Below are 22,811 nucleotides of genomic sequence, written 5' to 3' on the forward strand. Positions count from 1 at the left end.
CACGGTGCCGCGCGGTGTCATCCGCGCGCGGCTGCTTCCTTTCTCCACATCCGATGGGCCGGCCGCCTCAGGCGGCGCGCAGACCGGTCCGCAGTCCCGCCGCCACGGCGACGAGCGCGAGCGCGGCGAGGACGACCCACATGAGCACGAATCCGCCGGCGGCATCGGCTCCGGCACTCCGGGCGACGGCGACGCCGAACAGCGCGCCCGCCCCCGCGGTGCCCACGACGCCGCCGAGCTGGTCGGCCAGCTGCATCGAGGAGGCGTTGACGCCGCGGTCGGCGGAGGTCGAGTAGCGCAGCGTCAGGACCCCCGCGACGGAGGTGCCGACGCCCATGCCGAATCCGGCGACTGCCCAGACGATCATAGCCGCCCCCAGCCCCACGGGTCCGGTCACCACGGCCGCCATCACCGCCATCGACCCCACCAGCAGGGTCGCCGCGACGGCGATCAGCCGGTGCGGCGGCACCCGCGTGCGCGCCTGCCAGAAGGCGCCCGCGGTCCAACCGACGGCGCCCGTCGTCAGGGTCAGCCCGGCCACGGCGGGCGGGGCGGCGTGGACGGTCGTGAGCATCAGCGGCAGGAACGCCTCGGCCCCGAAGAACGTGACGGACAGGCCGAGGCGCGCCCACATCACGGCGGGCAGCCCGGCGCCGAAACGGAAGAACCCCGCCGGCATCAGCCGCCGCAGGGAGGCGGCGGCCACCACCACGGTGGCCCCGGTGAGCACCGTCGGCAGCACCGCGCCCGCGGGCGCCGCCGGCTCGGTCGCCGCGGTGACGGCGACGGTGAGCGAGGCCTGAGCAGCCAGCACCGCCGCGGCGAGGACCCGGCCGGCCACCAGTCGGCGGCGGGCCGCGGCCCCGGTCAGCTCGGGAGCGGCGGGGGCGCCGGCCGCCCGCAGCTGCCGCCGGATCAGCACCACGGCGACGACCACGACGGGCACGACGGCGGCGAACACCGCCCGCCAGGCGCCGAGCTGGGCGAGCAGCCCCGCTGCGAGCGGGCCGACGAGCGAGGGCAGCACCCAGGCGGCCGACATCCAGCCGAACAGCTGCGGCTGCAGCCGCTCCGGCAGGCAGATCCCGATCAGCACGTAGACGGCGACGATCATCAGACCGCCGCCCGCGCCGGACACCGCGCGCCCGAGGATCAGCAGGACGAAGTCGCCGGCGAGGGCGCAGGTGAGCAGGCCGGCGGTCATCAGGGCCAGGCCGGTGAGCATGGCCGGGGCCGGGCCGGCCCGGTCGCACCAGGAGCCGGCCAGGACGGTGGCCGCCAGCGACGCCGTCAGGTACATCGAGAAGGCCAGCCCGTAGGCGCCGGCACCCCCGAGATCGGCCGAGACGACGGGCATCGCCGTCGTCACGGCCATCGCCTCGAAGGCGAAGCAGGCGACGATCGCGAGCAGGCCGACGGTGAGCGCCCGGTGCGGGGGCGCCAGCGGCGATCCCGCGGGCGGAGCACCGGCGGGGACGCCGGCGTCGCCGGTGCCGGCCTGCCGGCCGGTCGTCACGCGGGGTGCGGGCGCATCAGCGACGCCCGCGCATCAGTTGTCGGGGCCCTCGTCGTCGTCCCCGGGCCGCATGCCCTCGTAGATCTCCTTGCACTGCGGGCACACCGGGAAGCGCTGCGGGTCCCGACCGGGGGTCCACACCTTGCCGCACAGGGCGATCACGGGCTCACCCGAGAGGGCGGACTCCATGATCTTCTCCTTGCGCACGTAATGGGAGAAGCGTTCGCGGTCGCCCGGCTCGAGTTCCTCGCGCTGCTCCTCACGCTCGATGGTCGCGGTGCCACCGGCGGGACGGGACGGCTCGGCGAACGGGTCGCCGGCGGGCGGGAAGGGATCGTTGGGGAGGGACATGACGCCATCCTACGCGGGGGTGCCGACAGAACCCCGGGCAGCGCCCGGACCACACCGGTCCGGACCCGCCGGCGGTCGGTCCCGCGCCGGCAGCACCGGGACCAGCAGGTGCGAGTCGAAGCGCCCGCCGGTGTGCACCACGTGGCGGCCGACGTTCACCGTCCGCCCGTGCCGGGCGAAGGTGAGGTGCTCCGGATAGCGCATCACGTCGCTGCCCTGGACGACGAGCAGGAGCGTCTCTCCCGCCTCGAACCGGGTGCCCGAGGGCCACACCTCGACGTCGATCCGGGTCGGCTCGCCCGGCGTGAGCGGCAACTCCCGTCGGTGCGCGAGCACCGGCATGGCGTCCGTGGACCGTTCGGCGTCGAGTTCCCGGTGGGAGGCCCGCAGCCACCCGACGGCGACCGGGCCGTCCTCGAACTGGCCGTAGTAGGGGAAGCCGACCTGCCGGCCCTGCGTGTCGAGTTTGAACAGGGCGACGAACACGTCCATGTCCTCGGCCGCCTCGGCCGAGACCCAGAGCGCCGCCTTGATGTGGCCGACCAGCTCGACCGCCTCGGGGAAGGTGATCGCGAAGGTCGCCCGGCGGGGTGCCAGCCCGCTGCCGAGCCCGTCGTAGCCGACCTCCTCCACGACGTCGGACGCCTCCCAGCCGAGCGAGCCGTCGCCGGCCCGCAGGTACAGCGGCCGGTTCTCGACGTCCTCGAGCGGCCACTGCTCCGCGTCCCGCCAGGTGCCCCGGTAGTAGGCGTCGCGCACCTCGGCGCGGACCCGCGGCCAGGAGTCGATGCCGGTGTCCGGCCGGTCCAGCAGGAAGTGGTCGAAGAACGCCCGCTGGCGCTCGATCAGCTCCGGCTCGTAGTAGTAGGCCCACTTCTTCCGGCCGTGCACGTCGAGCCATTTCCGCTCCGAGGAGATCCGGCGGAAACCTTCCAGGGTGCCGCGGGAGTGCAAGCCCTGGTCGGCCCAGCTGGCCACGACGTAGGCCGGCACCCGGATGTCCTCCAGCGGGGGCACCTTGGACGCCCAGAAGTCGTCGAAGAAGGGGTGCGCGGCGGTCTCGGCCTCCAGGTCCTCGATCTCCGTCGTGCCGGCGCCCCAGCGCTCCCAGATGTAGGGCCAGAACGAGGTCTCCGGGATCCCGCCGTGCCGGGCGACCTCGCGGTAGGTGTCGTTCCACCCCTCCCACGGGTTGATCGCCGCCAGGTGCGGCGGGTTCAGCGCCGCGACCCGCCACTGCAGGCTGGCGAGGTAGGACACCCCGGACAGCCCCACCTTGCCCGCGCTCCACGGCTGCGTGCCGGCCCACTCGACGAGGTCGGCGAACGCCCGCGCCTCCTCCGGCGAGTGGTAGGTGGCGCGGCCCTCGGAGTACCAGGTGCCGGGACAGTCGGCCAGCACGAGGGCGTAGCCGTGCGGCAGCCAGTACTCCGGATCGGGCGCCTCGAAGGTCGTCAGGTCGGACGTCCACTCCGGCTTCACCCCGGCGTTCGGGTAGATCTGCCCGATCGGCGCCGGATTGTGCTTCCCGTAGGGCGACCAGCTGATCAGTGGCGCGGCCGGCACGTCGGTGTCGGGCCGGTAGACGTCCACGTACAGGACGTGTCCCTCGTCGCCGAACGGCACGGCGACGTCCCGCTCGATGACCATGCCCGGGCGGCGTTCGACGTGCGGCCGTGGGGGCCGGCCGGCGCGCGACTCCGGCGTGCTGCGCGGACCGCGGAACAGGTACTCGACCGGCTCGCTCATGGCTCTCCTTCGTCGTGGGTCTGCATCGCACCGGCCCTGACGCCGGACCGCCCTCAGCGGATCGCCGCGACCTGCGCGTACAGCTCCGGGGTGCGCCGGTCGTACCAGCGACCGCCGATCCGCACGCCGAGCAGCAGGAACACCACGCCGAGCACCGGACCGACCAGCAGCGCCAGCCAGCCGGCCAGCGCCGATCCGCCGACCAGGGCCACCGCGAACAGGGCGAGGGCCGGCAGGCACAGCACCGCGAGCACGCCCATCCCGGCGAACTGGACGATCATGGGCAGCATCCCGGCGCCCTGCGGCGACTTGAACGGGCTCTCCCCCGGCGCCGGCACGGCATAGACCCACCGCGCCGAGACGACACTGGCCAGGCCGAGGCCGGTCAGCAGGACGCCGGCGCTCGCGCCGGCCAGCGGGGCGAGCACGTCCCAGCGGCCGCTGATCGCCACGGGCGCGAGGACGACGACGGCGAGCAACGGCACGGCGATGACCAGGCAGGCGATCACCCGGCCCCAGCGGTCCGCCGTCCCGGGCAGCCCGGACGCCACGTGCAGCCAGAAGGCGGTGTTGTCGTAGGAGATGTCCGCGGAGATGCTCCACCCGAGCAGGAACGCCACGATGGGGCCGGTCCACAGCATCAGGGTGAAGTCATCGGCCTGGAGCCCGACGAACCAGAACACGACGGGCAGCAGCGGCACGACGACGAGGCTGCCGCCGTAGCGGGGGTCCTTGAACCAGTAGGTCAGGCAACGTGCCGCGACGGAGGCGACCCGGCCGTCGGCGGAGCCGAGGAAGCCGAGGCGGCCACCGGTTCGCGCCTCCGCGCCGGAGGCGGGCGGGTTGACCAACGCCCGGGCCAGCGTCGCACGCCAGATCGCCATCAGCACGCCCAGGGTGGCCAGGGCGATGAGCGCCTGCAGCACGGCCGCACCGGGCCGGCCCGCGAGCGTGGACGCGCCGATGGCCCAGGCCGCGCCCAGGGGCGTCCAGCCGAGCACCGACGCCGTCCGGGCCAGCAGCGCCGGCAGGTCGGGGTTCTCGTCCGCGAGGGACGCCACCGAGCCGATGATCGGCCCGAGCAGGATCAGCGGGATGAAGGCGACGATCCCCGCCACGTCACGGAACCGTCGGGAGCTGGTCAGCCCGGTCAGCGCGGTCGCCACCACGCGGGACGCCGCGACGCACGTGAACAGGCCGATCACCGCACCGACCAGTGCCGCGACGGCGCTGAGCGGGTCCCGCGCGAGCGGAACCACGCTGAGCAGGGACAGGATGGCGCTGACGATGCCGGGCACGCCGATCAGGGAGGCGACGGCGAGCCCGGTCACGAGCGCGGTGACCGGGACGGCGTAGGTCGCGAACCGGCGGGGGTCGAGCGTCATGTCCACGCCCGAGGCGACCAGCGGGACGAGCGCCCAGCCCGCCACGAGCACGGACCCGCCGATGACGACGACGGCGCCGGCCACGTCGGGCTCGGCGAAGCGCAGCGCCACCAGTCCCGCGCCGATCAGGCCGAGCAGGAACAGGGCGTAGAGGCCGGCGAGGACGAGGCCGACGATCTGCCACGGACTGCGCTTGAGCCCGTTGACCAGCAGCTGCGTCTTGAGCCGGATCAGATGTGCAACCACGAGAGGCCCTCCCCCGAGCTGCGGCCGCCGACCATGGCGACGAAGCGGTCCTCGAGGCTCTGACCGGCGCGCACCTCGTCGACGGTGCCCGCGGCGAGCACGTTGCCACCCGCGATGACGGCGACGTGGTCGCACATCCGCTGCACGAGGTCCATCACGTGGCTGGAGACGATCACGGTGCCCCCGGATCCCACGTAGGAGTGGAGGATCTGCCGGATGTTGGCCGCCGACACCGGATCCACCGACTCGAACGGCTCGTCGAGCACGAGCACGGCGGGGGCGTGGATCATGGCCGCGGCCAGGGCGATCTTCTTCGTCATGCCGGCGGAGTAGTCGACGACGGGGGTGCCTGCGTCGGCGGTCAGGTCGAGCGCGGTCATCAGGTCTCCGACGCGCTCGGCCACCGTCGCCTTGTCCATCCCGCGCAGCAGCCCGGCGTAGGTGACCAGTTGCTCGCCGGTGAGCCGGTCGAAGAGACGCACGCCGTCGGGCAGCACGCCGAGCATGCGCTTCGCGCGCAGCGGGTCGGCCCAGACGTCGACACCGCGTACGAGCACGCTGCCCTGCGTCGGGCGCAGCAGGCCCGTCGCCATCGACAGGCTCGTCGTCTTGCCCGCGCCGTTGGGGCCCACGAGTCCGTAGAAGGAGCCGGCGGGCACGTCCAGGCCGATGCCGTTGACGGCGACCTTCTGCCCGAAGACCTTGACCAGTCCGCGGACGGACAGGGCGAGCCGGTCCCGCTCCGGGCCCTCCGGGGCGAGCGGCGCCCAGGGGCCGAGCGGACGGGCCTGATCGGGTGGGGCGGGATCCTCCCGGCCGGGCTCGCGGCCGGCAGCCGGCCCGGGGTGGGTGGTCGGAGCGGCGGTCGGCTCGGTGACCGCCTGGGTCATCGGAGCGGTGGTCGGCTCGGTCGAGGGGTGGGCGGCGCGGTCGTCCATGGCCTCAGCCTAGAGCGGGCGGTGCCGCCCGGTGTGGAGCCTGCACCGGACGAGGCACCAGGAGCGGGGTCCACCACCCATCGTGAGTCAGCGGTGTCCGCCCGAAAGCCCTGCTCACAGAGCACCCTCCGCGGGCGAAACCGGCTGACTCACGTGCCTCCGCGGGCGTAGCCGTCGGAGGCACCGGGCGGCTTGCACCACCGCGAGGCGCCTGACTCAGAACAGGACGCGGGCGAGCGCGGACCGGGCCTGGGAGACGCGCGGGTCGGTGGCCCCGACGACGTCGAACAGCTCGACGAGTCGAGCCCGCGCGGCCTCCCTGTCGTCGCCGGCGCTGCGGCCGACGACGCCGATCAGCCGGGAGAAGGCGTCCTCGACGTGGCCGCCGCCGAGGTCGAGGTCGGCGACGGTCAGCTGGGCGTGCAGATCATCGGGACGGTCGGCCGCGGCGGCGCGCACCGCGGCCGCGTCGACGCCGTCGAGGCGCTGCAGCAGCTGGACCTGGGCCAGTCCCACCGCGGCGTCGGCGTCGGCCGGGCTCTCGGCCAGGGCACGACGGTACGCCGCGATCGCCCGCTCGTAGTCGCCGGCGTCGATGGCGTCGACGGCCTCCTGGTGCAGAGGTGGCAGGGCCGGCTCGGCGTCGGTCGGCTCGTCGCCGGGCTCGTCCCCCTCGCCGCCGAGGGTGCCCGTCACCCCGTTGGCCTGCGCCACCTGCAGCAGCTCGTCGAAGAACGCGTCGATCTGGCTGGCCGGCTGGGCGCCCGTGAAGAGCGGCACCGGCTGCCCCTTGATCAGGGCGAACGTCGCGGGGACGCCCTGGACGGCGAACGCCTGGGTGATCTGCGGGTTCGCGTCGATGTCGATGGTGGCCAGGGCGAGGCGCCCGCCGCGGGCGTGCACCCGCTCGCCCATGAGATCCAGCATCTGCTGGGACATCTCGCTGGCCGAGGACCAGAGCTGGAGGATGACGGGAACCTGGCCGGAGAGCTGGGCCAGCTGGTTGATCCGCGCGTCGCTGCCCTCGACCACCCAGGGCGAGGGCGTGGAGGCGCCCGCGCCCGCGCCCGCGCCCGCGCCGGAGCCTGCGGCACCCGGCGTCCCGGCGGCGGACTCGGGGCGCTGCGCGCGCGCCTTGAGCGCGGAGAGGTCCACGGCACCGCGCAGGTTCATCGAGGAGGGCACCGGCGAACCGGGGCGAGGAGTGGTCATGACCTCAGCCTAGCCAGCCGCCCCCGAGCGGGCACATCGGCGCCGAGCCCGCGCCGCCGGTCGGCGCCGCCCCGATCAGCGGCGCGTGACGGAGAGCAGCTCCTGCGCCGCGCCGATCACCTGCGCCGCTTCCCGTGACCCGGCCGCGGGCACGTACAGCACCACGGATTCGCCGTACCGGATCTCGACGGGCGTGCGGGCCGTCGTCCCGCCGGCCAGGGCCGCCAGCTCGGAGCGCAGGGTGATGGTGCCGCCCTTCTCCTTCGGCGCCACCGCCACCGTGTTCCGCAGGGTGCCGATCACCAGTGCCCCGCCGTCGGAGGTCTGCAGCACGCGGGTCAGGGCGGTGTCCGGGGTGTGCTTCGCGGTGATCCGCGCCCCGGTGTTGGCCTTGACGGCGGCGGCCTGACCGGCGATCAGCTGGTCGACGAACCGGTTCTTCGCGATCGTGCGGGTGTAGGCGGGACGACCGGCGTCGAGCACGGATGCGAGCGCGGCCAGCGCCGCCCGCGGCGAGCTGGTCAGGCCGTCCGCTCGGGCCGGATCGAGGGGGCGGGCGGCGGGTCGGTCGGAGCCGGCCTGCGGGAACGTGGTGCCGGGCAGCAGCCCCACCGCGGAGACGACCCGGTAGTTCTCCCGCGCCGACGACTGCGTCAGGGTGAGGATCTGCGGCACGGTGCTGTCGTCGTCCTTGGTCACCATGACGACGGTGCGCGGCCACCCGGTTCCGGTGGTGATCATCTGCGCGAGCACGGGCCCCGCGGCGATGGCGGCGGGCGCGCGGTAGGACGGCGCCGTCGCGCGGATCCGGTAGTTGGCGGTGCGCTCCGCGAGGGCCTCCCCGCTCATCCGCGACGTCAGGGCGGCAGCCGAGCGCGCCGCGTCGGCGCGGCCGACCACGTCCGCGATCGAGCCCATGATGCGGTCCACCTGGGGCGGCTGCAGGGCGAGGGTGGCGTCGGCGGTGGCGGACGCCGGGGCGGTGGCGCCGGGAGTCCCGCTCGGGGCGGCCGCCGCCGGCCGGGCACCCGAGGTCAGGACGGCACAGGTCAGGACAGCGCAGGTCAGCGCCAGCGCGAGGCCGCCGGGGACCACCGCGCGGCGCATCGACCGGGGTCGCGGACGATCGGCCGTGCTGCGCTGTTCGCCCGGCGCGGGGTCGGAGGCGGTACCGCCGGCGCCGGCGGTGCCGTAGTCGGGCCGGTAGGTGCCGGTCGGGACGGTCGCCGGGCCGGCCGGATCGTTCGTGGTGGTGGGCACGGCGGTCGACCCGGAGCGTGCGGCGCCCGCGACCGCCGGTGCGGCGTGCCGGCCGTGCCCGCGGCCCGGGCCGGCAGCGGGCCGGCCGCGGCCGGGGGCGCGCCGCCACAGCACCAGCAGCGCGAGGCCGGCGACGAGCGCGACGGCGCCGAGCACGATCAGCGGCACCGCCCACGGCGTGGACCGGTCGTTCGCCCACGTGAGGGTGACGTCCGACGGGGCGGCCCCGCCGCCGTCGCCGGTCAGCAGCAGCGACCAGTCCCCGTCCGCGGGAACGGTCCACCGCTGTGTCAGTTCGCCCGTGGCCCGTTGCGCACTGACGAAGAGGTCGGCGTCCACCGGAGTCGGTACCCGCGCCTCGCCGTCGGTCGTCGTCGTGGCCAGGCCGTCGCCCTGCGCACGCACGGTCGTGTGCGCCGCGGGGCCGACCCACGCGTCGACGTCGGCGCTGCGGCCCTGGGCCAGGACGAACGCGCCGGCCGCCCTGATCGACACATCGACGTCCCTGCCGGCACCGATGCCGGCGATCCCGGAGTCGAGGACGGTGACCGGCGCGGAGCCCGACGGCGCGGGAGCCGAGACGGACGTCGTCGCCGGCGGCAGCCACCAGGTGCGCATCCCGATGCCCGCCAGCAGGGCCACGAGCCCGACCGCCAGGAGCGCCATCGCGCCGATTCGTCGGACCCTCGTCATCGGCACGGCATCTCCCACGTCGGTTCTCGTCCTCGGTCCGGCCGGTCACCGGCGGGGGAATCGCCGCGCACCGCGCGTGTCCCACGCCCGGAACGGCCGGTCAATGGTAACCATCTCGTTGTCGGGGCCTCCAAACTCGCGACCCTCGACTGGACCGGGCACCCGGACACCAAGCACACTGAGCACTGGCGTGCACCACGATCCCGCGGTGCACGACGACGACGATGGACGAGAGGGTGCGCCGGTGGACACGGAATCGGACCGACCGGACGAGGAGCCGCGCCTGTCCCCGCCCCCGGCCGGCCCGGCGACGGGACCCCGGCCGCCCTGGTGGCGCCGCGCGGCGCGCCGCGTCATCAGGCCGATCCCCGGCGCGCAGCCCCGGCGCCGGTTCGACCTCCCCCCGGAGGTGGAGGCGGTCAAGCACCACTACTTCGACGCCGACGGCAACGAGGTCAACGCCGAGGACCTGGCGTACGGCCCTCCGGGACCGATCGGAACGGGGCGCAGTCCCCTGTACTGGGGTTTCCTCGGCACGGTCGGCGTCGGCATCGCACTCGGCCTCTACTACGTCGTCACGTCGAACAGCCAGCTGCTGCTGTGGATCGCGGCCGCGCTGTTCATCTCGCTCGGTCTTGAGCCCGTCGTCCGCTGGCTGGAGAAGCACGGGGTCCCGCGGCCGCTCGGCATCATCGGCGTCCTGCTCGTGCTCGCCGGCGGCGTCGCGATCTTCATCGCGACCCTGATCCCGACCATCGTGGACCAGACCAGCCAGCTGGTGCAGGCCGCGCCGGGGTTCGTCCAGGACTTCCTCGACTCGGACCTTTTCCACCAGGTGGACGGTCAGCTGAACGTCCGTTCCTGGGTCGAGACCGAGGCGACGAAGTTCTTCTCCAACTCCTCGGCCGTCGGTTCGGTGGCCGGCGGGGTGCTCGGCATCGGCACGGCGATCGTCAACTCCCTGTTCGGGACCCTGATCGTGCTCGTGCTGACCCTGTACTTCCTCGCCTCCATGCCGGCGATGAAGCGCTGGGCGTACCGGTTGGCGCCGCGCTCCCGCCGCACCCGCGTCGAGACGCTCGGCGAGGCGATCACCGACGGCGTCGGCAACTACGTGATCGGGCAGGCCGTCGTCGCGCTGCTCAACGCCGCGTTCGCATTCATCGTGATGTCGATCGTCGGCGTCCCGTTTTCGGTGCTGCTCACGTTCCTGGTCGCCCTGCTCGCGTTCATCCCCCTGGTCGGCGGGATGATCGCCGGGGTGCTGGTGTCCCTGATCGCGCTGACCGCCGGCTGGCAGACGGCCGTGGCGTTCGCGATCTGCTACTTCGCCTACCTGCAGTTCGAGGCGTACTTCGTCTCGCCGCGCATCATGCAGCGGGCCGTCGCGGTGCCGGGCGCGGTCGCGGTGATCGCCGTGATCGCCGGCGGCTCACTCCTGGGTGTGCTCGGCGCGCTGATGGCGATTCCGACGGCGGCCGCGGTCCTGCTGCTCGTGCGGGAGGTCTTCATCGCCCGGCAGGACCGGCTGTGAGGCCGTCCGGCTGACCGCCCGGCGGGATATCAGTCGGCCGCGGTGGCAACCGGCCCGTCGAACGTGGCCGGCAGGGTCACGGTCCCGGGGCCGCGGACGACGTCGACGATCTCCTGCAGCGCCCGGCCGACGTACTTCTCCCCCACCCACAGGTGCTTGGCGCCGTCGACGCCGGTCAGCTCGCACTGCGGCACGGCCGCGAAACGCTCGGTGGCCTCGGCCGGCCGGAGGAAGTCGTCGTGCTCGGGCACGAGTACCCGCAACGGCTTGCCCGACGCGCGCCAGGCCGCCAGGTCGGCGTCGCCGGCGCGGCGCAGCGGCGGGGACAGCAGGATGGCGCCCTCGATCCGGTCGGCCACCGGCGGGACCGCCCCGTGCTTGAGCGCCAGCTCCGTGCCGAAGGACCAGCCGACCAGCCAGCGGGCGGGCAGCCCGCGCTCGACGGCGAACGCGGTGGCGGCATCGACGTCGGCCCGCTCCGCCTCCCCGTCGCCGAATTCGCCCTCGCTGCAGCCGCGCGGGGAGCAGGTGCCCCGGGTGTTGAACCGCAGCACGGCCAGGTCCGCGAGCGCCGGCAGCCGGTAGGACGCCTTGCGGAACACGTGCGAATCCATGAAGCCGCCCGCCGTGGGCAGCGGGTGCAGGGTGACGAGGGTGGCCACCGGGTCCCGGTCGGCCGGCAGTGCGAGCTCCCCGACCAGGGTCAGCCCGTCGGAGGTGTGCAGCTCGATGTTCTCCCGCCGGGCGGGCAGCACCGTCGCGGCCCGGATCGGAGCCGGCTCGTCGGCGGCGCGGAAGTCGAAGGTCGGGGCGGCGGAGGTCATCCGGTCAGTGTATCGACGGTCGACGGTCGCTCCGGCGAGGGTGGGCGCGCTCAGCGGAACGCGCGCCAGCAGCGCTCGTGCCAGTGCCGCCGATCGGCCGCGGCCGCCTCGTCGCCCATGATCCAGTCGGCCCGCCAGGCCACCACGTGCGCCGTGCCGGGCAGCACGGCGTTGCCGCACCCGGGACACACGTAGCTCTTGACGGCACGCTGGGCGCTGACGGGCGCGACGACGAACTCGCCGCGTCGGGTGCTCTCCGTGCGGCGGATCCCGCCGAGCAGGTTCTCGACGTCGCGCGGCTCCGGTGCCGGGCGTCGCCCGCGCCGCACCGAGGGCCGCGACGGGCGGGAGGGACGGTTGGAGCGGGGCACGCTCCCATTCTGCCCGGCCGGTAGAGTCGAACGGTGCGTCTGACCATTGCCCGCTGTTCCGTCGACTACGTCGGGAGGCTGCGCGCCCACCTGCCGCTGGCCACCCGGCTGCTCCTGGTCAAGGCCGACGGCTCGGTGCTGGTGCACTCCGACGGTGGCTCCTACAAGCCGCTGAACTGGATGAGCCCGCCGGCCACCCTGCGCATCAGCGAGCCGGACGAGGAAGCCGCCGCCGCCGGCGCCGTCAGCATCTGGACCGTGCAGCACGCCAAGACCGACGACCGGCTCGTCATCACCATCGAGGAGATCCTGCACGAGAGCAGTCACGACCTCGGCGTCGACCCCGGGCTGATCAAGGACGGCGTCGAGGCGGATCTGCAGCGCCTGCTGGCCGACCAGATCCACACCATCGGCGCGGGCTGGTCGGTGGTCCGCCGGGAGTACCCGACGGCGATCGGTCCGGTCGACATCCTCGTCCGCGACGCCGACGGGGGCACCGTCGCGATCGAGATCAAGCGGCGCGGCGACATCGACGGCGTCGAACAGCTCACGCGGTACCTCGAGTTGCTCAACCGGGACCCGCTGCTGGCCCCGGTGCGCGGCGTCTTCGCGGCGCAGCAGATCAAGCCGCAGGCACGGGTGCTGGCGACCGATCGCGGCATCGACTGCGTGACCCTGGACTACGACGCGCTGCGCGGGGTCGACGACGCGCACACCCGCCTGTTCTGAGGTCCGGCGCCGCCGTCGAGGTCCCTGTCACGTCGCGGCACCGGAGCCTGACACCGCGTTGACCCGGCCCTTCCCATGTGTTTTGCTTGTGGTGTCTTTGTGGTTGGATTTTCCGCTCGCAAGGCCGTTGCGAGCGATGATCCGCAACTGAGCCCTCCGGGTTCCGTGCGTCTCCTCGTCAGTAACGACGACCGGTACGAGGTGTGCCGGTCTTCACCGCACCATCATGAGGAGAAATTCGATGGCACAGGGAACCGTCAAGTGGTTCAACGCTGAAAAGGGCTTCGGGTTCATCACCCCGGACGACTCCGACGGCGACGTGTTCGTCCACTACTCGGAGATCCAGACGAACGGCTTCCGCACCCTGGACGAGAACCAGCGCGTGTCCTTCGAGATCGGTCAGGGCCAGAAGGGCCCGCAGGCCACCGGCGTCACCGTCATCTGATCTCGGCGTCACTGCGAGAAGGCCCCCGGCAGCACGGCTGCCGGGGGCCTTCTTCGTCCGTCCCCGGCCCGGGAGGACGCTGGGCGTGAACGGCCGCGCCGTCGTGGGAAGGCGTCAGTGCCAATTGCCGACGCGCCGGGACGGGCCGGCCTCGACCCACGAGGAGAGCCCCGCCCACGCGTCGCGGGACAGGGCGATGAGGGTCTGGGCGCCGTCGTGCTCGACCACGCCGATCACGGCGCCGGGCTGGATGCGGCGCCGTTCGGCCTCGGTCGGTTCCCGCCAGCCGATGAGGTCGAGACGGGGCCGGCAGTACTCCTCCACCGGGACCGGGCTGACGGAGAAGGTGCGCAGCCACTCCAGGGAGTTGTCCTTATAACGGCAGACGCCCAGCTGCCACCGCCCGGAGGGGCGGCGCAGCGAGGCGTCGAACGTTCCGTAGGCGGAACGCAGCTGATGGCGGCGGAGCAGCCCCGCCGCCACCAGGCCGAAGCAGGCGAGCACGATCACCACGAGCACGATGACCGCGACGACGCCTGCGTTCATACGGCTCTCAGCGGCTCCCGGCCCCGGCGCCGTCGGCCACCGTGGCGTCGTCCGCCACGATCACCACACGGTCGTGGTCCACGGAGAAGAAGCCCTGGGACACCTGCACCCGCACGCGGGAGCCGGTGACCGGTTCGATCGCCACCTCACCCTCGGCGAGCAGGGCCAGCACGGGCGTGTGGCCGGGCATGATGCCGATGTCGCCGTCGGTGGTGCGCGCCTTGACCATGCGCGCGCCCCCGGACCAGATGAAGCGGTCCGAGGCGACGACCTCGACCTCGAGTTCGGACGCGGAATCAGCCATGGCTACTTGGTCTGCTCCTGGATGCGGGCCCAGTTGCGCTCGACGTCGTCCAGGCCGCCCACGTTGAAGAACGCCTGCTCGGCCACGTGGTCGAGGTCGCCGACGCAGATCGCGTTGAAGCCCTCGATGGTGTCCTTGACGGAGACGGTCGAACCCTCCACGCCGGTGAACTGCTTGGCGGTGTAGGTGTTCTGGGAGAGGAACTGCTGGATGCGGCGCGCCCGGGAGACGGTGACCTTGTCCTCCTCGGAGAGCTCGTCGACACCCATGATCGCGATGATGTCCTGCAGTTCCTTGTTCTTCTGCAGGATCTGCTTGACGCGGGTGGCGACGTCGTAGTGCTCCTGGCCCACGTACTGCGGGGAGAGGATGCGCGAGGTCGAGGTCAGCGGGTCCACGGCCGGGTAGAGGCCGCGGGAGGCGATCGCCCGCGACAGCTCGGTGGTGGCGTCCAGGTGGGCGAACGTCGTCGCCGGGGCCGGGTCCGTGTAGTCGTCCGCCGGCACGTAGATGGCCTGCATCGACGTGATGGAGTGACCGCGGGTGGAGGTGATGCGCTCCTGCAGCAGACCCATCTCGTCGGCCAGGTTCGGCTGGTAGCCCACCGCGGACGGCATGCGGCCGAGCAGCGTGGAGACCTCGGAACCGGCCTGGGTGAACCGGAAGATGTTGTCGATGAAGAGCAGCACGTCCTGGTTCTGCACGTCGCGGAAGTACTCCGCCATGGTCAGACCGGACAGGGCCACCCGCAGACGCGTTCCCGGCGGCTCGTCCATCTGGCCGAACACGAGGGCGGTGTCCTTGAGGACGTTCGCCTCCTCCATCTCGACCCAGAGGTCGTTGCCCTCACGGGTGCGCTCGCCCACGCCGGCGAACACCGAGGTGCCACCGAAGTTACGGGCCACGCGGGTGATCATCTCCTGGATGAGCACCGTCTTGCCGACGCCGGCACCGCCGAACAGGCCGATCTTGCCGCCCTTGATGTACGGGGTGAGCAGGTCGATGACCTTGATGCCGGTCTCCAGCATCTCGGTCGAGCCCTCGAGCTGGGCGAAGTCCGGCGCCTTGCGGTGGATCGGCCAGCGCTCGGTGACCTCGAGCTGCGCGGTGGGCACGTCGAGCGCCTCGCCGAGCACGTTGAACAGGTGACCCTTGACGACGTCGCCGACCGGGACGGAGATCGGGGCACCGGTGTCCACCACGGAGGTGCCACGGACCAGGCCGTCGGTCGCCTGCAGGGAGATCGCGCGGACGAGGTTGTCGCCCAGGTGCTGGGAGGTCTCGAACGTGATGGTGCGGGTGGTCTCCCCCACCGTGAGCTCGGCGGTGAGCGCGTTGTACATCTCGGGAAGCGCGTCCGCCGGGAACTCGACGTCGACGACAGGACCGATCACGCGCGCGATGCGCCCGGTCGCGCCGCCGGACGTGGTCCCGGTGCCCTGGTCGTTCAGTGTGGCAGTCATCTCTCTCACTTCACTTGGTGGATGGCTTGGTACGGATTCTATCGACCGGTCAGGAGGCGAGGGCGTCCGCGCCGGCGACGATCTCGGAGAGCTCCTGCGTGATCTCCGCCTGCCGGGCGTTGTTGGCCAGCCGGGTGTAGGTGCGGATCAGGTCGGCCGCGTTGTCGCCGGCCTGCTTCATCGCCCGCTGCCGCGAGGCGAGCTCGCTGGCCGAGGACTGCAGCAGGGCCGCGAAGATCCGCGACTCGATGTACCGGGGCAGCAGCGCGTCGAGCACCTGGGCCGGCTCCGGTTCGAACTCGTAGAGCGGCAGCAGATCCGACTCGCTGGTGACCCGCTGCTCGCTGACCTCCAGCGGCAGCAGCCGCAGCACCTGGGGCACCTGGGCGACCATCGACTGGAACTGGGTGTAGACGACGTGGATCTCGTCGACTCCGCCCTTCTCGTACGGGGTGGTGAACTCGGCCAGGACGGCCTCGGCGATCTCCCGCGCCAGTGCGTAGGTCGGTGCGTCCGTGTCCCCCGTCCACGCCTTCTCGAACGAGCGGCGGCGGAACTGGAAGTACGCCTGCGCCTTGCGGCCCACCAGGTACAGCTTCGGCTCGGACCCGGCGTCCTTGAGCCGCTGGATCAGGCCCTCCGCCTTCTTCAGGGCGTTCGCCGAGTAGGACCCGGCGAGCCCGCGGTCCGACGTCAGCACGACCACGAGCGACCGGCGCACGCGCTCCGGCTCGGTGGTCAGCGGGTGATCGAGGTCGTGCTGGCTCGCCACGGCCGAGACGGCGCGGGTGATCGCCCGTGCGTACGGCGTCGAGGCACTCACGCGTGAGCGCGCCTTGGCGATGCGCGACGTGGCCATCATCTCCATCGCCTTGAAGATCTTCTGCGTCGACTTGGTCGACTCGATCTTCTGGCGGTAGACGCGAAGCTGCGCTCCCATCGGGTGTTTCCTTTCGTGAGGCGGTCGAACCGGGCCGACGGGGTGCGGGCCAGCCGCACCCCGTCGGTCGAGCTCAGTGCGCCTGCTTGACGATCCGCTCCTGGTTGATGTCCTCGGCGTCGATCGCCTCGTTCTGCTCGGAACCGGCGTGGCCGTAGGCCGACTCCTGCCCCAGGAAGCCCTTCTTGAACTCGGTGAGCTCGGACTCCAGCGCAGCGACCGTCTCGTCCTCGAGCTTGCCGGTCTGGGCCAGCGTCGTCAGGGCGATGTCCTTGCGGCGCAGGTGGTCGAGGAACTCCCGCTCGAACCGGCCGATCTCGTTGACGGGGACGTCGTCGAGGTGACCGTTGGTGCCGGCCCAGATCGAGACGACCTGCTCCTCCACCGGGAACGGCGAGTACTGCTTCTGCTTGAGCAGCTCCATCAGCCGGGCGCCACGGGTCAGCTGCTGCTGGGACGCGGCGTCCAGGTCCGAGGCGAACATGGCGAACGCCTGCATGTCGCGGTACTGGGCCAGGTCCAGTTTCAGCGTGCCGGAGACCTTCTTCATCGACTTCACCTGCGCGGCGCCACCGACGCGGGACACCGAGATGCCCACGTCCACGGCCGGGCGCTGGTTGGCGTTGAACAGGTCCGACTGCAGGAAGATCTGGCCGTCGGTGATGGAGATGACGTTGGTCGGGATGTACGCCGAGACGTCGTTCGCCTTCGTCTCGATGATCGGCAGGCCGGTCATCGAGCCCGCGCCCAGGTCGTCCGAGAGCTTCGCACAACGCTCGAGCAGCCGGGAGTGCAGGTAGAACACGTCGCCCGGGTAGGCCTCGCGTCCCGGCGGGCGCCGCAGCAGCAGCGACACGGCGCGGTACGCCTCGGCCTGCTTGGACAGGTCGTCGAACACGATGAGCACGTGCTTGCCGCCGTACATCCAGTGCTGGCCGATGGCCGAGCCGGCGTAGGGGGCCAGGTACTTGAAGCCGGCGGGGTCGGAAGCCGGGGAGGCCACGATGGTGGTGTACTCCAGCGCGCCGTTGTCCTCGAGGGTCTGCCGGACGGCGGCGATGGTGGAGGCCTTCTGGCCGATCGCGACGTACACGCAGCGCACCTGCTTCTGCACGTCGCCCGACGCCCAGTTCTCGCGCTGGTTCAGGATGGCGTCGACCGCGATGGCGGTCTTGCCGGTCTGCCGGTCGCCGATGATCAACTGCCGCTGGCCGCGGCCGATCGGGATCATCGCGTCGATGGCCTTCAGGCCGGTCTGCAGCGGCTCGTGCACCGACTTGCGGGCGGTCACGCCGGGGGCTTGGGCCTCCAGCGGACGCCGGCCCTCGGCCTTGATCTCGCCGAGGTCGTCGATCGGGTGGCCGAGCGGGTCGACCACGCGGCCGAGGTACGCGTCCCCGACCGGCACCGAGAGGACCTCGCCGGTGCGGTGCACCTCCTGGCCCTCCTCGATCCCGGTGAAGTCGCCGAGCACGACGACGCCGATCTCCCGGACGTCGAGGTTCAGGGCCAGGCCCAGCGTGCCGTCCTCGAACCGCAGCAACTCGTTCGCCATCGCCGAGGGCAGTCCCTCGACCCGGGCGATGCCGTCGCTCGCGGTGGTGACGCGGCCCACCTCGACACGCTCGGCGTTGCCGGGCTCGTAGGATGCCGCGAATTCATTCAACGCGTCCCGGACTTCGTCGGCGTTGATGGTCAATTCGGCCATCGTCAGTCCCTACTCTCCTGTAGTCGTGCCCACCGGGCGTCGTGCGCGGTGAGCGGTGGTTGTCGCTGGGCGAAGCGCTGCGCTCCGCGAACGGATGGGGTTCAGCCGGCCAGCCGGCGCTGCAGCTCGTGCAGGCGGTTCAGCACGGAGGCGTCGACGACCTCGTCGCCCACGCTGACCCGCAGCCCGCCGAGGAGCTGGGGGTCCTGCCGTACGGTGACCTTGAGGTCGCGGCCGTACAGCCGGTTCAGACCCTGTTGCAGTCGCTGGAACTGGTCGTCGGTCAGCGGACGGCTGACGGCGACCTCGGCGATCCACCGCTGCTGCCGGGCGGCCACCCGGCGCAGGAAGCGCTCGACCAGGGCCACCGGCTTGAGTCCCCGGGGGGCACGGGCGGCACGGTCGATCAGCAGCTGGGCCTGCGGCGAGACGCCGGGAACCAGTCGCAGGGCGAGGGTCGACTTCGCGTCGGGCGACGCCTGCGGCTCGTCCAGGGCGCGCTGCACGTCGTGTCGGCCCTCGACCACCTGGGTGAACCAGAACAGGTCGTTCTCCAGCCGGTCCAGGCCGGCCTTGCCGTCGGCGTTCTCCGCGTCCGCGGCCACCACCGTGATGGCCAGGTCCTCGAGCGCGTCGGACAGATCGCGCGCGTCGGACCAGCGGTCACCGGCGGCCCGCGCGGCGAGCTGCTCGACGTCCGGGCCGACCTTGCCCGCCAGCAGCCGGCGCATCAGCTGCGCCTTCTGCTCGCTCTCGCGGGACGGGTCGGTCAGCGCCCGGCGCAGGCCGGCCGAGGAGTCCAGCAGATCGACGACGGCGAACAGCTCGCGCGCCATCGTGCCGGACGCCCGCTCCAGCCGCGGCTCGAGGTCGCGCTGCGCCTCGGTCAGCGAGGTCTGGGAGGTCCCGCTCATCGGTCTCCCGCGCTCCCGTCCGAGCCCACGGCCGTCGATCCGGCGCGGACCGAGCCGTGCCCGGCGCTGCCGGCGTCGGCGTGCTCCAGGTCGCTCAGGAACCGGTCGACCACCCGGCGGGACCGCTCGTCGTCGTCGAGCGCCTCGCCGACGATCTTGCCGGCCAGTGCGGTGGCCAGGGTGCCCACCTCGCTGCGCAGCGACGCGACCGCGGCGGTGCGCTCGGCCTCGATCTGCGTGTGGGCCTGCTCGGTGATGCGAGCGGACTCGGCAGCGGCGCGAGCCTTCAGGTCCGCGAGGATCTTCGCACCGTCGGCCCGGGCCTCCTCGCGGATGCGGTTGGCCTCGCCGCGGGCGTCCTCGAGCTGCTGGCGGTACTCGGTCAGGGCCGCGTTGGCCTCTTCCTGAGCCTTCTCCGCCTTCTCGATGCCACCCTCGATGGCCGCGGTCCGCTCCGCATAGGTCTTCTCGAACGCGGGGACGACGAACTTGATCAGGATGTAGAGCAGCACGCCGAACCCGAGCAGGGTGACCACGATCTCCCACACGTTGGGGATCAGCGGGTTCGCACCCTCCTCAGCGGCAAGAATCTGCAGGCGATTCATCGCTCACCGTCCTCTCTGTCGGATATCGGAACGGACTAGACGATGACGAACGCGAAGACCAGGCCGAGGATGGCCAGGGCCTCGGTGAACGCCAGACCCAGGAAGGCCAGCGGCTGCAGCACGCGCTGCGCCTCGGGCTGGCGGGCGACGCCGTTGATGTAGGCCGCGAAGACCAGACCCACGCCGACGCCACCGCCGATGGCGGCCAGGCCGTAGCCGATCATGTTCAGGTTGCCGTGGATTTCCATTCTTTTCCTTTCACGATGCCCGGGTGGACGCCTCGGACAGGGTTGGGGTGCAACGACTCCCCCGACGGGGAAGACTTCGGGTCAGTGCTCCTCGACGAGCGAGCCCTGGATGTAGACGGCGGTGAGCAGCGTGAACACGTACGCCTGCAGCACCTGGATGAACACCTCGAAGAGGAACATCGCGATGCCGCCGACGAGCGTCAGGGCACCGAGGCCCTTGATGATCCCGTCGCCGTGCAGGAACAGGAACTCGGTGCCGACCGCGCAGATGGCGATGATCATGTGGCCGGCGAGCATGGTCGCGAACAGTCGCATGCTGTGCGTGAGCGGCCGGACGAGGAAGTTGGAGATGATCTCGAGCGGGATCACGACGACGAGCAGGCCCTTGGGCACGCCGGCCGGCACCGTCATCAGCTTCAGGAACGAGACGCCGTGCCGCCGGAAGCCGAGGATGATCCAGGTCACGTAGACCAGGCCGGCCATCGCGTAGGCGCTGCCGACGTGGGAGAACGCGGGCAGCTGGAACAGCGGGATGGACCCCATCAGGTTGTTGACCAGAATGAAGAAGAAGAGCCCCGTCAGCAGGGGCACCCAGGGCCGGAACTCCTTCTCGCCGATGATGTCCTTGCCGATGGAGTTGCGCACCAGGCCGTAGGCGGACTCGCCGACGAACTGCAGCCGACCCGGCACGAGCTGGCGACGGCGGGAGGCGATGAGGAAGAAGATGGCGACGATCGCGGCGGAGAGCAGGACGACGAGCATCTGCTTGCCGAAGCCGGTGCCGTAGGGGGCGAACCAGGGGAAGATGTCCGGCAGGTGCAGGTCCTCCGGACTGGGAGCAACGAAGCCACCTTCGGATCCGGTTTCAGCGGGGAGCGCAAGCGCGATCAACGCGGTTCCTCTCTACGTGCTCGTTGTCGGGCCGTTCGACGGCGGACACCCGGGCACTGCCCGGGGGCCAGACATACTCGGCCCGGACGGTGACGCCCGGCGACGTTCGCGCCCGTTCGACCGTATCAGAACGATCGAGACCGCCACGGGAAGACCCGGTGCTGTCGTCGAGACCGCTCGTCGTCCGCGTCATCGTGGACGTCGATCGCTCGGCGTACGCCGGCACCGGTGTCGGAACCGCGATCGCGGAGGTGGATTCCTCCGACTCCGTCGATCCGGTCACGGGGCCCGGATGCGCGGAACGACGCGGTTCGTTGTTGTCGATTGGCTGCAGTCAGCCTATCAAAGATCACCGGCGCTCCCGGCCACGGTGACGCCGTCGGGCACCGCCGTCGCCGCGCGTCGGGCACCGGTTCGGATGTCAGGGCAGGTAGAGCCGTCGGGAGCGGGCGAAACCGACCAGTTCGGCCACCTGCCAGGCGATCAGGGTGACGACGGCGGTGCCGACGAACCAGGCGGGGTCGACCCAGTCGGGCCGGCCGAGCAGCAGCAGCACCGCGCCGAACCCGACGACCTTGACGACGTAGGTGAGCAGGAACGCCTGCAGAGCGAGCGACCCGCCGGCCGACGCGAACCAGTGGCCCACGAGCAGGCTGATCGCGAAGAAGGCCATCACCAGGGCCGCGGCACCCAACGCGCTGGCCCCGGCACCCCAGCCGGCGAGCACGGCACCGGCCGCGGCCGCGAGCACCGCGATCGGGACGCAGATCGCCAGGCAGCGCCGGAGCATCGGCAGCCACACACTCGGCACGGGCCCCGCGTCGGGCATCGACTCGCCGACGGTGCGCGACCGCCTTACGGCGCGGCCCCGCCCCGCCCTCACCGTCGGCTCCCGTCCGTCGCCCGGCGTCGCAGCCGGCGGGCCACCGCCGGGCTGGCGAGGTAGCCGACGACGACCACGGCCCCGGCGAGGGTGGCGGAGATCGACGTCGCCAGGGTCCCCTGCGCGGCCACCGTGCCCAGCAGCCCGACCGCGACCGTGCAACCGGTCACGACGGCGGCCGAACCCAGATGCGACAGCCCCGCGTCGGTGAGGCGCTGGTAGACGTGCTCGCGATGCGGGGCGTACCACCGGGCTCCGGCCCGCACGCGGCGGAACCACGTGAACGCGGTGTCGGCCAGATAGATGACGAGCGGGGACAGCAGGTACTCGACGTACACCCCGGCCAGGAAGCCCGCGGCAGCCATCGCCGCGATCGATCCGCCCAGCAGGTAGGAGCCGACGTCGCCGAGGAACACCGGTCCGCTCCCCCGGCCGCCGGCGAGGTTCCACGGCAGGAACGCGGCGAAGGCGGCGGCAAGCACGAGGGCACTGACCGTCAACCATCCCTGTCCCGACAGCTGGCCGGCGAGGGCGTAGAACAGGCCGACCGTCACCCCGTGCAGTCCCGAGATGCCGTTGATGCCGTCCATGAAGTTCGCGACGTTGATGTAGGCGGCGATGGCCAGGGCTCCCGCGGGGATCCACCAGCCGGACTGGCCGAGCGCGAGGGCCAGGGCCGTGGTGCCGGCCAGGCCGATCACGAGCTGGGTGGTGGCCCGCGCTCGCACCGAGACGCCGCGGACGTCCTCCACCCAGCCGAGCACGGCCGCCGCGCAGGTGACCAGCAGGACGATCACGGTCACGCCCCGGTCCACCCGCACCGCCCCGGTCAGCAGGGCGAGCACCATGCCGACGACCACGGCCGCCCACGGCGCCAGTCCCATGCCTCGCACGGCGGGGCGGGCGTGGGACGAGCGGGCGTTCGGGACGTCGATGACGCCGCGGCGCAGCAGCAGCGGGCGCAGCAGGCCCGGCAGCGCCCCGGAGAGCAGCAGCACGACGAGCAGGACGAGGATCATGGCGCCGGTTCCCCCGTCGTCGGCACGGCGAACACCA

General features: G+C 72.3%; 23 protein-coding genes. 3 read left to right on the forward strand and 20 right to left on the reverse strand.

What is annotated here, in order from left to right; genetic code table 11:
- Nucleotides 1-67 precede the first annotated feature (67 nt).
- From IEX22_RS09390 to IEX22_RS09420, 7 genes are all read right to left on the reverse strand, one after another.
- Nucleotides 68-1,516, reverse strand: a complete 1,449-nt coding sequence (locus IEX22_RS09390) for an MFS transporter (RefSeq protein ID WP_188668081.1) — start codon at nt 1,514-1,516, stop codon at nt 68-70.
- A 33-nt stretch (nt 1,517-1,549) separates the two neighbouring features.
- Entirely contained in the window at nt 1,550-1,867 is a 318-nt protein-coding gene (locus tag IEX22_RS09395; RefSeq protein ID WP_188668082.1) for a DUF3039 domain-containing protein, read from the reverse strand.
- A 9-nt stretch (nt 1,868-1,876) separates the two neighbouring features.
- Nucleotides 1,877-3,616, reverse strand: coding sequence for a CocE/NonD family hydrolase (locus IEX22_RS09400; RefSeq protein WP_188668083.1), 1,740 nt, complete (start codon nt 3,614-3,616; stop codon nt 1,877-1,879).
- A gap of 53 nt (nt 3,617-3,669) precedes the next feature.
- Complete coding sequence (locus tag IEX22_RS09405; protein WP_188668084.1) at nt 3,670-5,247, reverse strand: transporter; 1,578 nt, start codon at nt 5,245-5,247, stop codon at nt 3,670-3,672.
- A complete protein-coding gene (locus tag IEX22_RS09410; RefSeq protein WP_229659912.1) occupies nt 5,232-6,185 on the reverse strand; it encodes an ABC transporter ATP-binding protein in 954 nt (317 codons plus the stop codon). Before IEX22_RS09410 ends, IEX22_RS09405 begins: the two co-directional genes overlap by 16 nt.
- Nucleotides 6,186-6,401: 216 nt before the next feature.
- Nucleotides 6,402-7,397 carry a tetratricopeptide repeat protein gene (locus IEX22_RS09415; protein ID WP_188668085.1) on the reverse strand — a complete coding sequence of 332 codons (996 nt, stop codon included), beginning with the start codon at nt 7,395-7,397 and terminating at the stop codon, nt 6,402-6,404.
- A gap of 75 nt (nt 7,398-7,472) precedes the next feature.
- Nucleotides 7,473-9,323: a DUF8094 domain-containing protein gene (locus IEX22_RS09420; protein ID WP_188668086.1), complete on the reverse strand. Its 1,851-nt coding sequence runs from the start codon at nt 9,321-9,323 to the stop codon at nt 7,473-7,475.
- A 271-nt stretch (nt 9,324-9,594) separates the two neighbouring features.
- Between IEX22_RS09420 and IEX22_RS09425 the strand changes: the two genes are divergently transcribed.
- Nucleotides 9,595-10,884: an AI-2E family transporter gene (locus tag IEX22_RS09425; RefSeq protein WP_438816615.1), complete on the forward strand. Its 1,290-nt coding sequence runs from the start codon at nt 9,595-9,597 to the stop codon at nt 10,882-10,884.
- Between the two features lie 29 nt (nt 10,885-10,913).
- Here the strand turns inward: IEX22_RS09425 and IEX22_RS09430 are convergent, their stop codons facing one another.
- Both IEX22_RS09430 and IEX22_RS09435 read right to left on the reverse strand, forming a co-directional pair.
- Nucleotides 10,914-11,708: an alpha/beta hydrolase gene (locus IEX22_RS09430; RefSeq protein ID WP_188668088.1), complete on the reverse strand. Its 795-nt coding sequence runs from the start codon at nt 11,706-11,708 to the stop codon at nt 10,914-10,916.
- Nucleotides 11,709-11,758: 50 nt separating this feature from the next.
- A complete protein-coding gene (locus IEX22_RS09435; RefSeq protein WP_229659913.1) occupies nt 11,759-12,079 on the reverse strand; it encodes an Rv1322 family protein in 321 nt (106 codons plus the stop codon).
- Nucleotides 12,080-12,112: 33 nt separating this feature from the next.
- On the opposite strand from IEX22_RS09435, the gene nucS reads away from it, so the two are divergent.
- Both nucS and IEX22_RS09445 read left to right on the forward strand, forming a co-directional pair.
- Nucleotides 12,113-12,808: an endonuclease NucS gene (gene nucS, locus IEX22_RS09440; protein ID WP_188668089.1), complete on the forward strand. Its 696-nt coding sequence runs from the start codon at nt 12,113-12,115 to the stop codon at nt 12,806-12,808.
- Nucleotides 12,809-13,049: 241 nt separating this feature from the next.
- Nucleotides 13,050-13,253 carry a cold-shock protein gene (locus IEX22_RS09445; protein WP_076692750.1) on the forward strand — a complete coding sequence of 68 codons (204 nt, stop codon included), beginning with the start codon at nt 13,050-13,052 and terminating at the stop codon, nt 13,251-13,253.
- A gap of 114 nt (nt 13,254-13,367) precedes the next feature.
- Here the strand turns inward: IEX22_RS09445 and IEX22_RS09450 are convergent, their stop codons facing one another.
- From IEX22_RS09450 to IEX22_RS09500, 11 genes are all read right to left on the reverse strand, one after another.
- Nucleotides 13,368-13,799 carry a DUF2550 domain-containing protein gene (locus tag IEX22_RS09450; RefSeq protein WP_188668090.1) on the reverse strand — a complete coding sequence of 144 codons (432 nt, stop codon included), beginning with the start codon at nt 13,797-13,799 and terminating at the stop codon, nt 13,368-13,370.
- 7 nt (nt 13,800-13,806) lie between these two features.
- Nucleotides 13,807-14,103, reverse strand: a complete 297-nt coding sequence (locus IEX22_RS09455) for a F0F1 ATP synthase subunit epsilon (protein ID WP_188668091.1) — start codon at nt 14,101-14,103, stop codon at nt 13,807-13,809.
- A gap of 2 nt (nt 14,104-14,105) precedes the next feature.
- Nucleotides 14,106-15,566, reverse strand: a complete 1,461-nt coding sequence (gene atpD / locus IEX22_RS09460) for a F0F1 ATP synthase subunit beta (RefSeq protein WP_188668092.1) — start codon at nt 15,564-15,566, stop codon at nt 14,106-14,108.
- A gap of 49 nt (nt 15,567-15,615) precedes the next feature.
- Nucleotides 15,616-16,506, reverse strand: a complete 891-nt coding sequence (locus tag IEX22_RS09465) for a F0F1 ATP synthase subunit gamma (RefSeq protein WP_188668093.1) — start codon at nt 16,504-16,506, stop codon at nt 15,616-15,618.
- 73 nt (nt 16,507-16,579) lie between these two features.
- The gene (gene atpA / locus IEX22_RS09470) at nt 16,580-18,214 is read right to left on the reverse strand and encodes a F0F1 ATP synthase subunit alpha (RefSeq protein WP_188668094.1); all 1,635 of its coding nucleotides are present in this window, start codon (nt 18,212-18,214) and stop codon (nt 16,580-16,582) included.
- A 101-nt stretch (nt 18,215-18,315) separates the two neighbouring features.
- Entirely contained in the window at nt 18,316-19,128 is an 813-nt protein-coding gene (locus tag IEX22_RS09475; protein ID WP_188668095.1) for a F0F1 ATP synthase subunit delta, read from the reverse strand.
- A complete protein-coding gene (locus IEX22_RS09480) occupies nt 19,125-19,733 on the reverse strand; it encodes a F0F1 ATP synthase subunit B (RefSeq protein WP_188668096.1) in 609 nt (202 codons plus the stop codon). The genes IEX22_RS09475 and IEX22_RS09480 overlap by 4 nt, the downstream gene beginning before the upstream one ends.
- Before the next feature lie 35 nt (nt 19,734-19,768).
- Entirely contained in the window at nt 19,769-19,981 is a 213-nt protein-coding gene (locus tag IEX22_RS09485) for an ATP synthase F0 subunit C (protein ID WP_188668097.1), read from the reverse strand.
- 81 nt (nt 19,982-20,062) lie between these two features.
- The gene (atpB, locus tag IEX22_RS09490) at nt 20,063-20,872 is read right to left on the reverse strand and encodes a F0F1 ATP synthase subunit A (protein ID WP_188668098.1); all 810 of its coding nucleotides are present in this window, start codon (nt 20,870-20,872) and stop codon (nt 20,063-20,065) included.
- 421 nt (nt 20,873-21,293) lie between these two features.
- The gene (locus IEX22_RS09495; RefSeq protein ID WP_188668099.1) at nt 21,294-21,683 is read right to left on the reverse strand and encodes a Cg1360 family ATP-synthase-associated protein; all 390 of its coding nucleotides are present in this window, start codon (nt 21,681-21,683) and stop codon (nt 21,294-21,296) included.
- Nucleotides 21,684-21,751: 68 nt separating this feature from the next.
- On the reverse strand, nt 21,752-22,774 hold the full coding sequence (locus IEX22_RS09500; RefSeq protein ID WP_188668100.1) for an MraY family glycosyltransferase: 1,023 nt from the start codon (nt 22,772-22,774) through the stop codon (nt 21,752-21,754).
- Between the last annotated feature and the right edge of the window lie 37 nt (nt 22,775-22,811).

Origin of the sequence: Tersicoccus solisilvae (assembly GCF_014643255.1) — a bacterium.
Taxonomy (GTDB): domain Bacteria; phylum Actinomycetota; class Actinomycetes; order Actinomycetales; family Micrococcaceae; genus Tersicoccus; species Tersicoccus solisilvae.

Coding starts and splice junctions, on each gene's coding strand:
- IEX22_RS09415 (WP_188668085.1), bottom strand. CDS start 7,397: ATGACCACTCCTCGCCCCGGTTCGCCGGTGCCCTCCTCGATGAACCTG.
- IEX22_RS09465 (WP_188668093.1), bottom strand. CDS start 16,506: ATGGGAGCGCAGCTTCGCGTCTACCGCCAGAAGATCGAGTCGACCAAG.
- IEX22_RS09400 (WP_188668083.1), bottom strand. CDS start 3,616: ATGAGCGAGCCGGTCGAGTACCTGTTCCGCGGTCCGCGCAGCACGCCG.
- IEX22_RS09475 (WP_188668095.1), bottom strand. CDS start 19,128: ATGAGCGGGACCTCCCAGACCTCGCTGACCGAGGCGCAGCGCGACCTC.
- IEX22_RS09485 (WP_188668097.1), bottom strand. CDS start 19,981: ATGGAAATCCACGGCAACCTGAACATGATCGGCTACGGCCTGGCCGCC.
- atpA (WP_188668094.1), bottom strand. CDS start 18,214: ATGGCCGAATTGACCATCAACGCCGACGAAGTCCGGGACGCGTTGAAT.
- IEX22_RS09445 (WP_076692750.1), top strand. CDS start 13,050: ATGGCACAGGGAACCGTCAAGTGGTTCAACGCTGAAAAGGGCTTCGGG.
- IEX22_RS09500 (WP_188668100.1), bottom strand. CDS start 22,774: ATGATCCTCGTCCTGCTCGTCGTGCTGCTGCTCTCCGGGGCGCTGCCG.
- IEX22_RS09450 (WP_188668090.1), bottom strand. CDS start 13,799: ATGAACGCAGGCGTCGTCGCGGTCATCGTGCTCGTGGTGATCGTGCTC.
- IEX22_RS09455 (WP_188668091.1), bottom strand. CDS start 14,103: ATGGCTGATTCCGCGTCCGAACTCGAGGTCGAGGTCGTCGCCTCGGAC.
- IEX22_RS09420 (WP_188668086.1), bottom strand. CDS start 9,323: ATGGCGCTCCTGGCGGTCGGGCTCGTGGCCCTGCTGGCGGGCATCGGG.
- IEX22_RS09430 (WP_188668088.1), bottom strand. CDS start 11,708: ATGACCTCCGCCGCCCCGACCTTCGACTTCCGCGCCGCCGACGAGCCG.
- atpD (WP_188668092.1), bottom strand. CDS start 15,566: ATGACTGCCACACTGAACGACCAGGGCACCGGGACCACGTCCGGCGGC.
- IEX22_RS09395 (WP_188668082.1), bottom strand. CDS start 1,867: ATGTCCCTCCCCAACGATCCCTTCCCGCCCGCCGGCGACCCGTTCGCC.
- IEX22_RS09410 (WP_229659912.1), bottom strand. CDS start 6,185: ATGGACGACCGCGCCGCCCACCCCTCGACCGAGCCGACCACCGCTCCG.
- IEX22_RS09480 (WP_188668096.1), bottom strand. CDS start 19,733: ATGAATCGCCTGCAGATTCTTGCCGCTGAGGAGGGTGCGAACCCGCTG.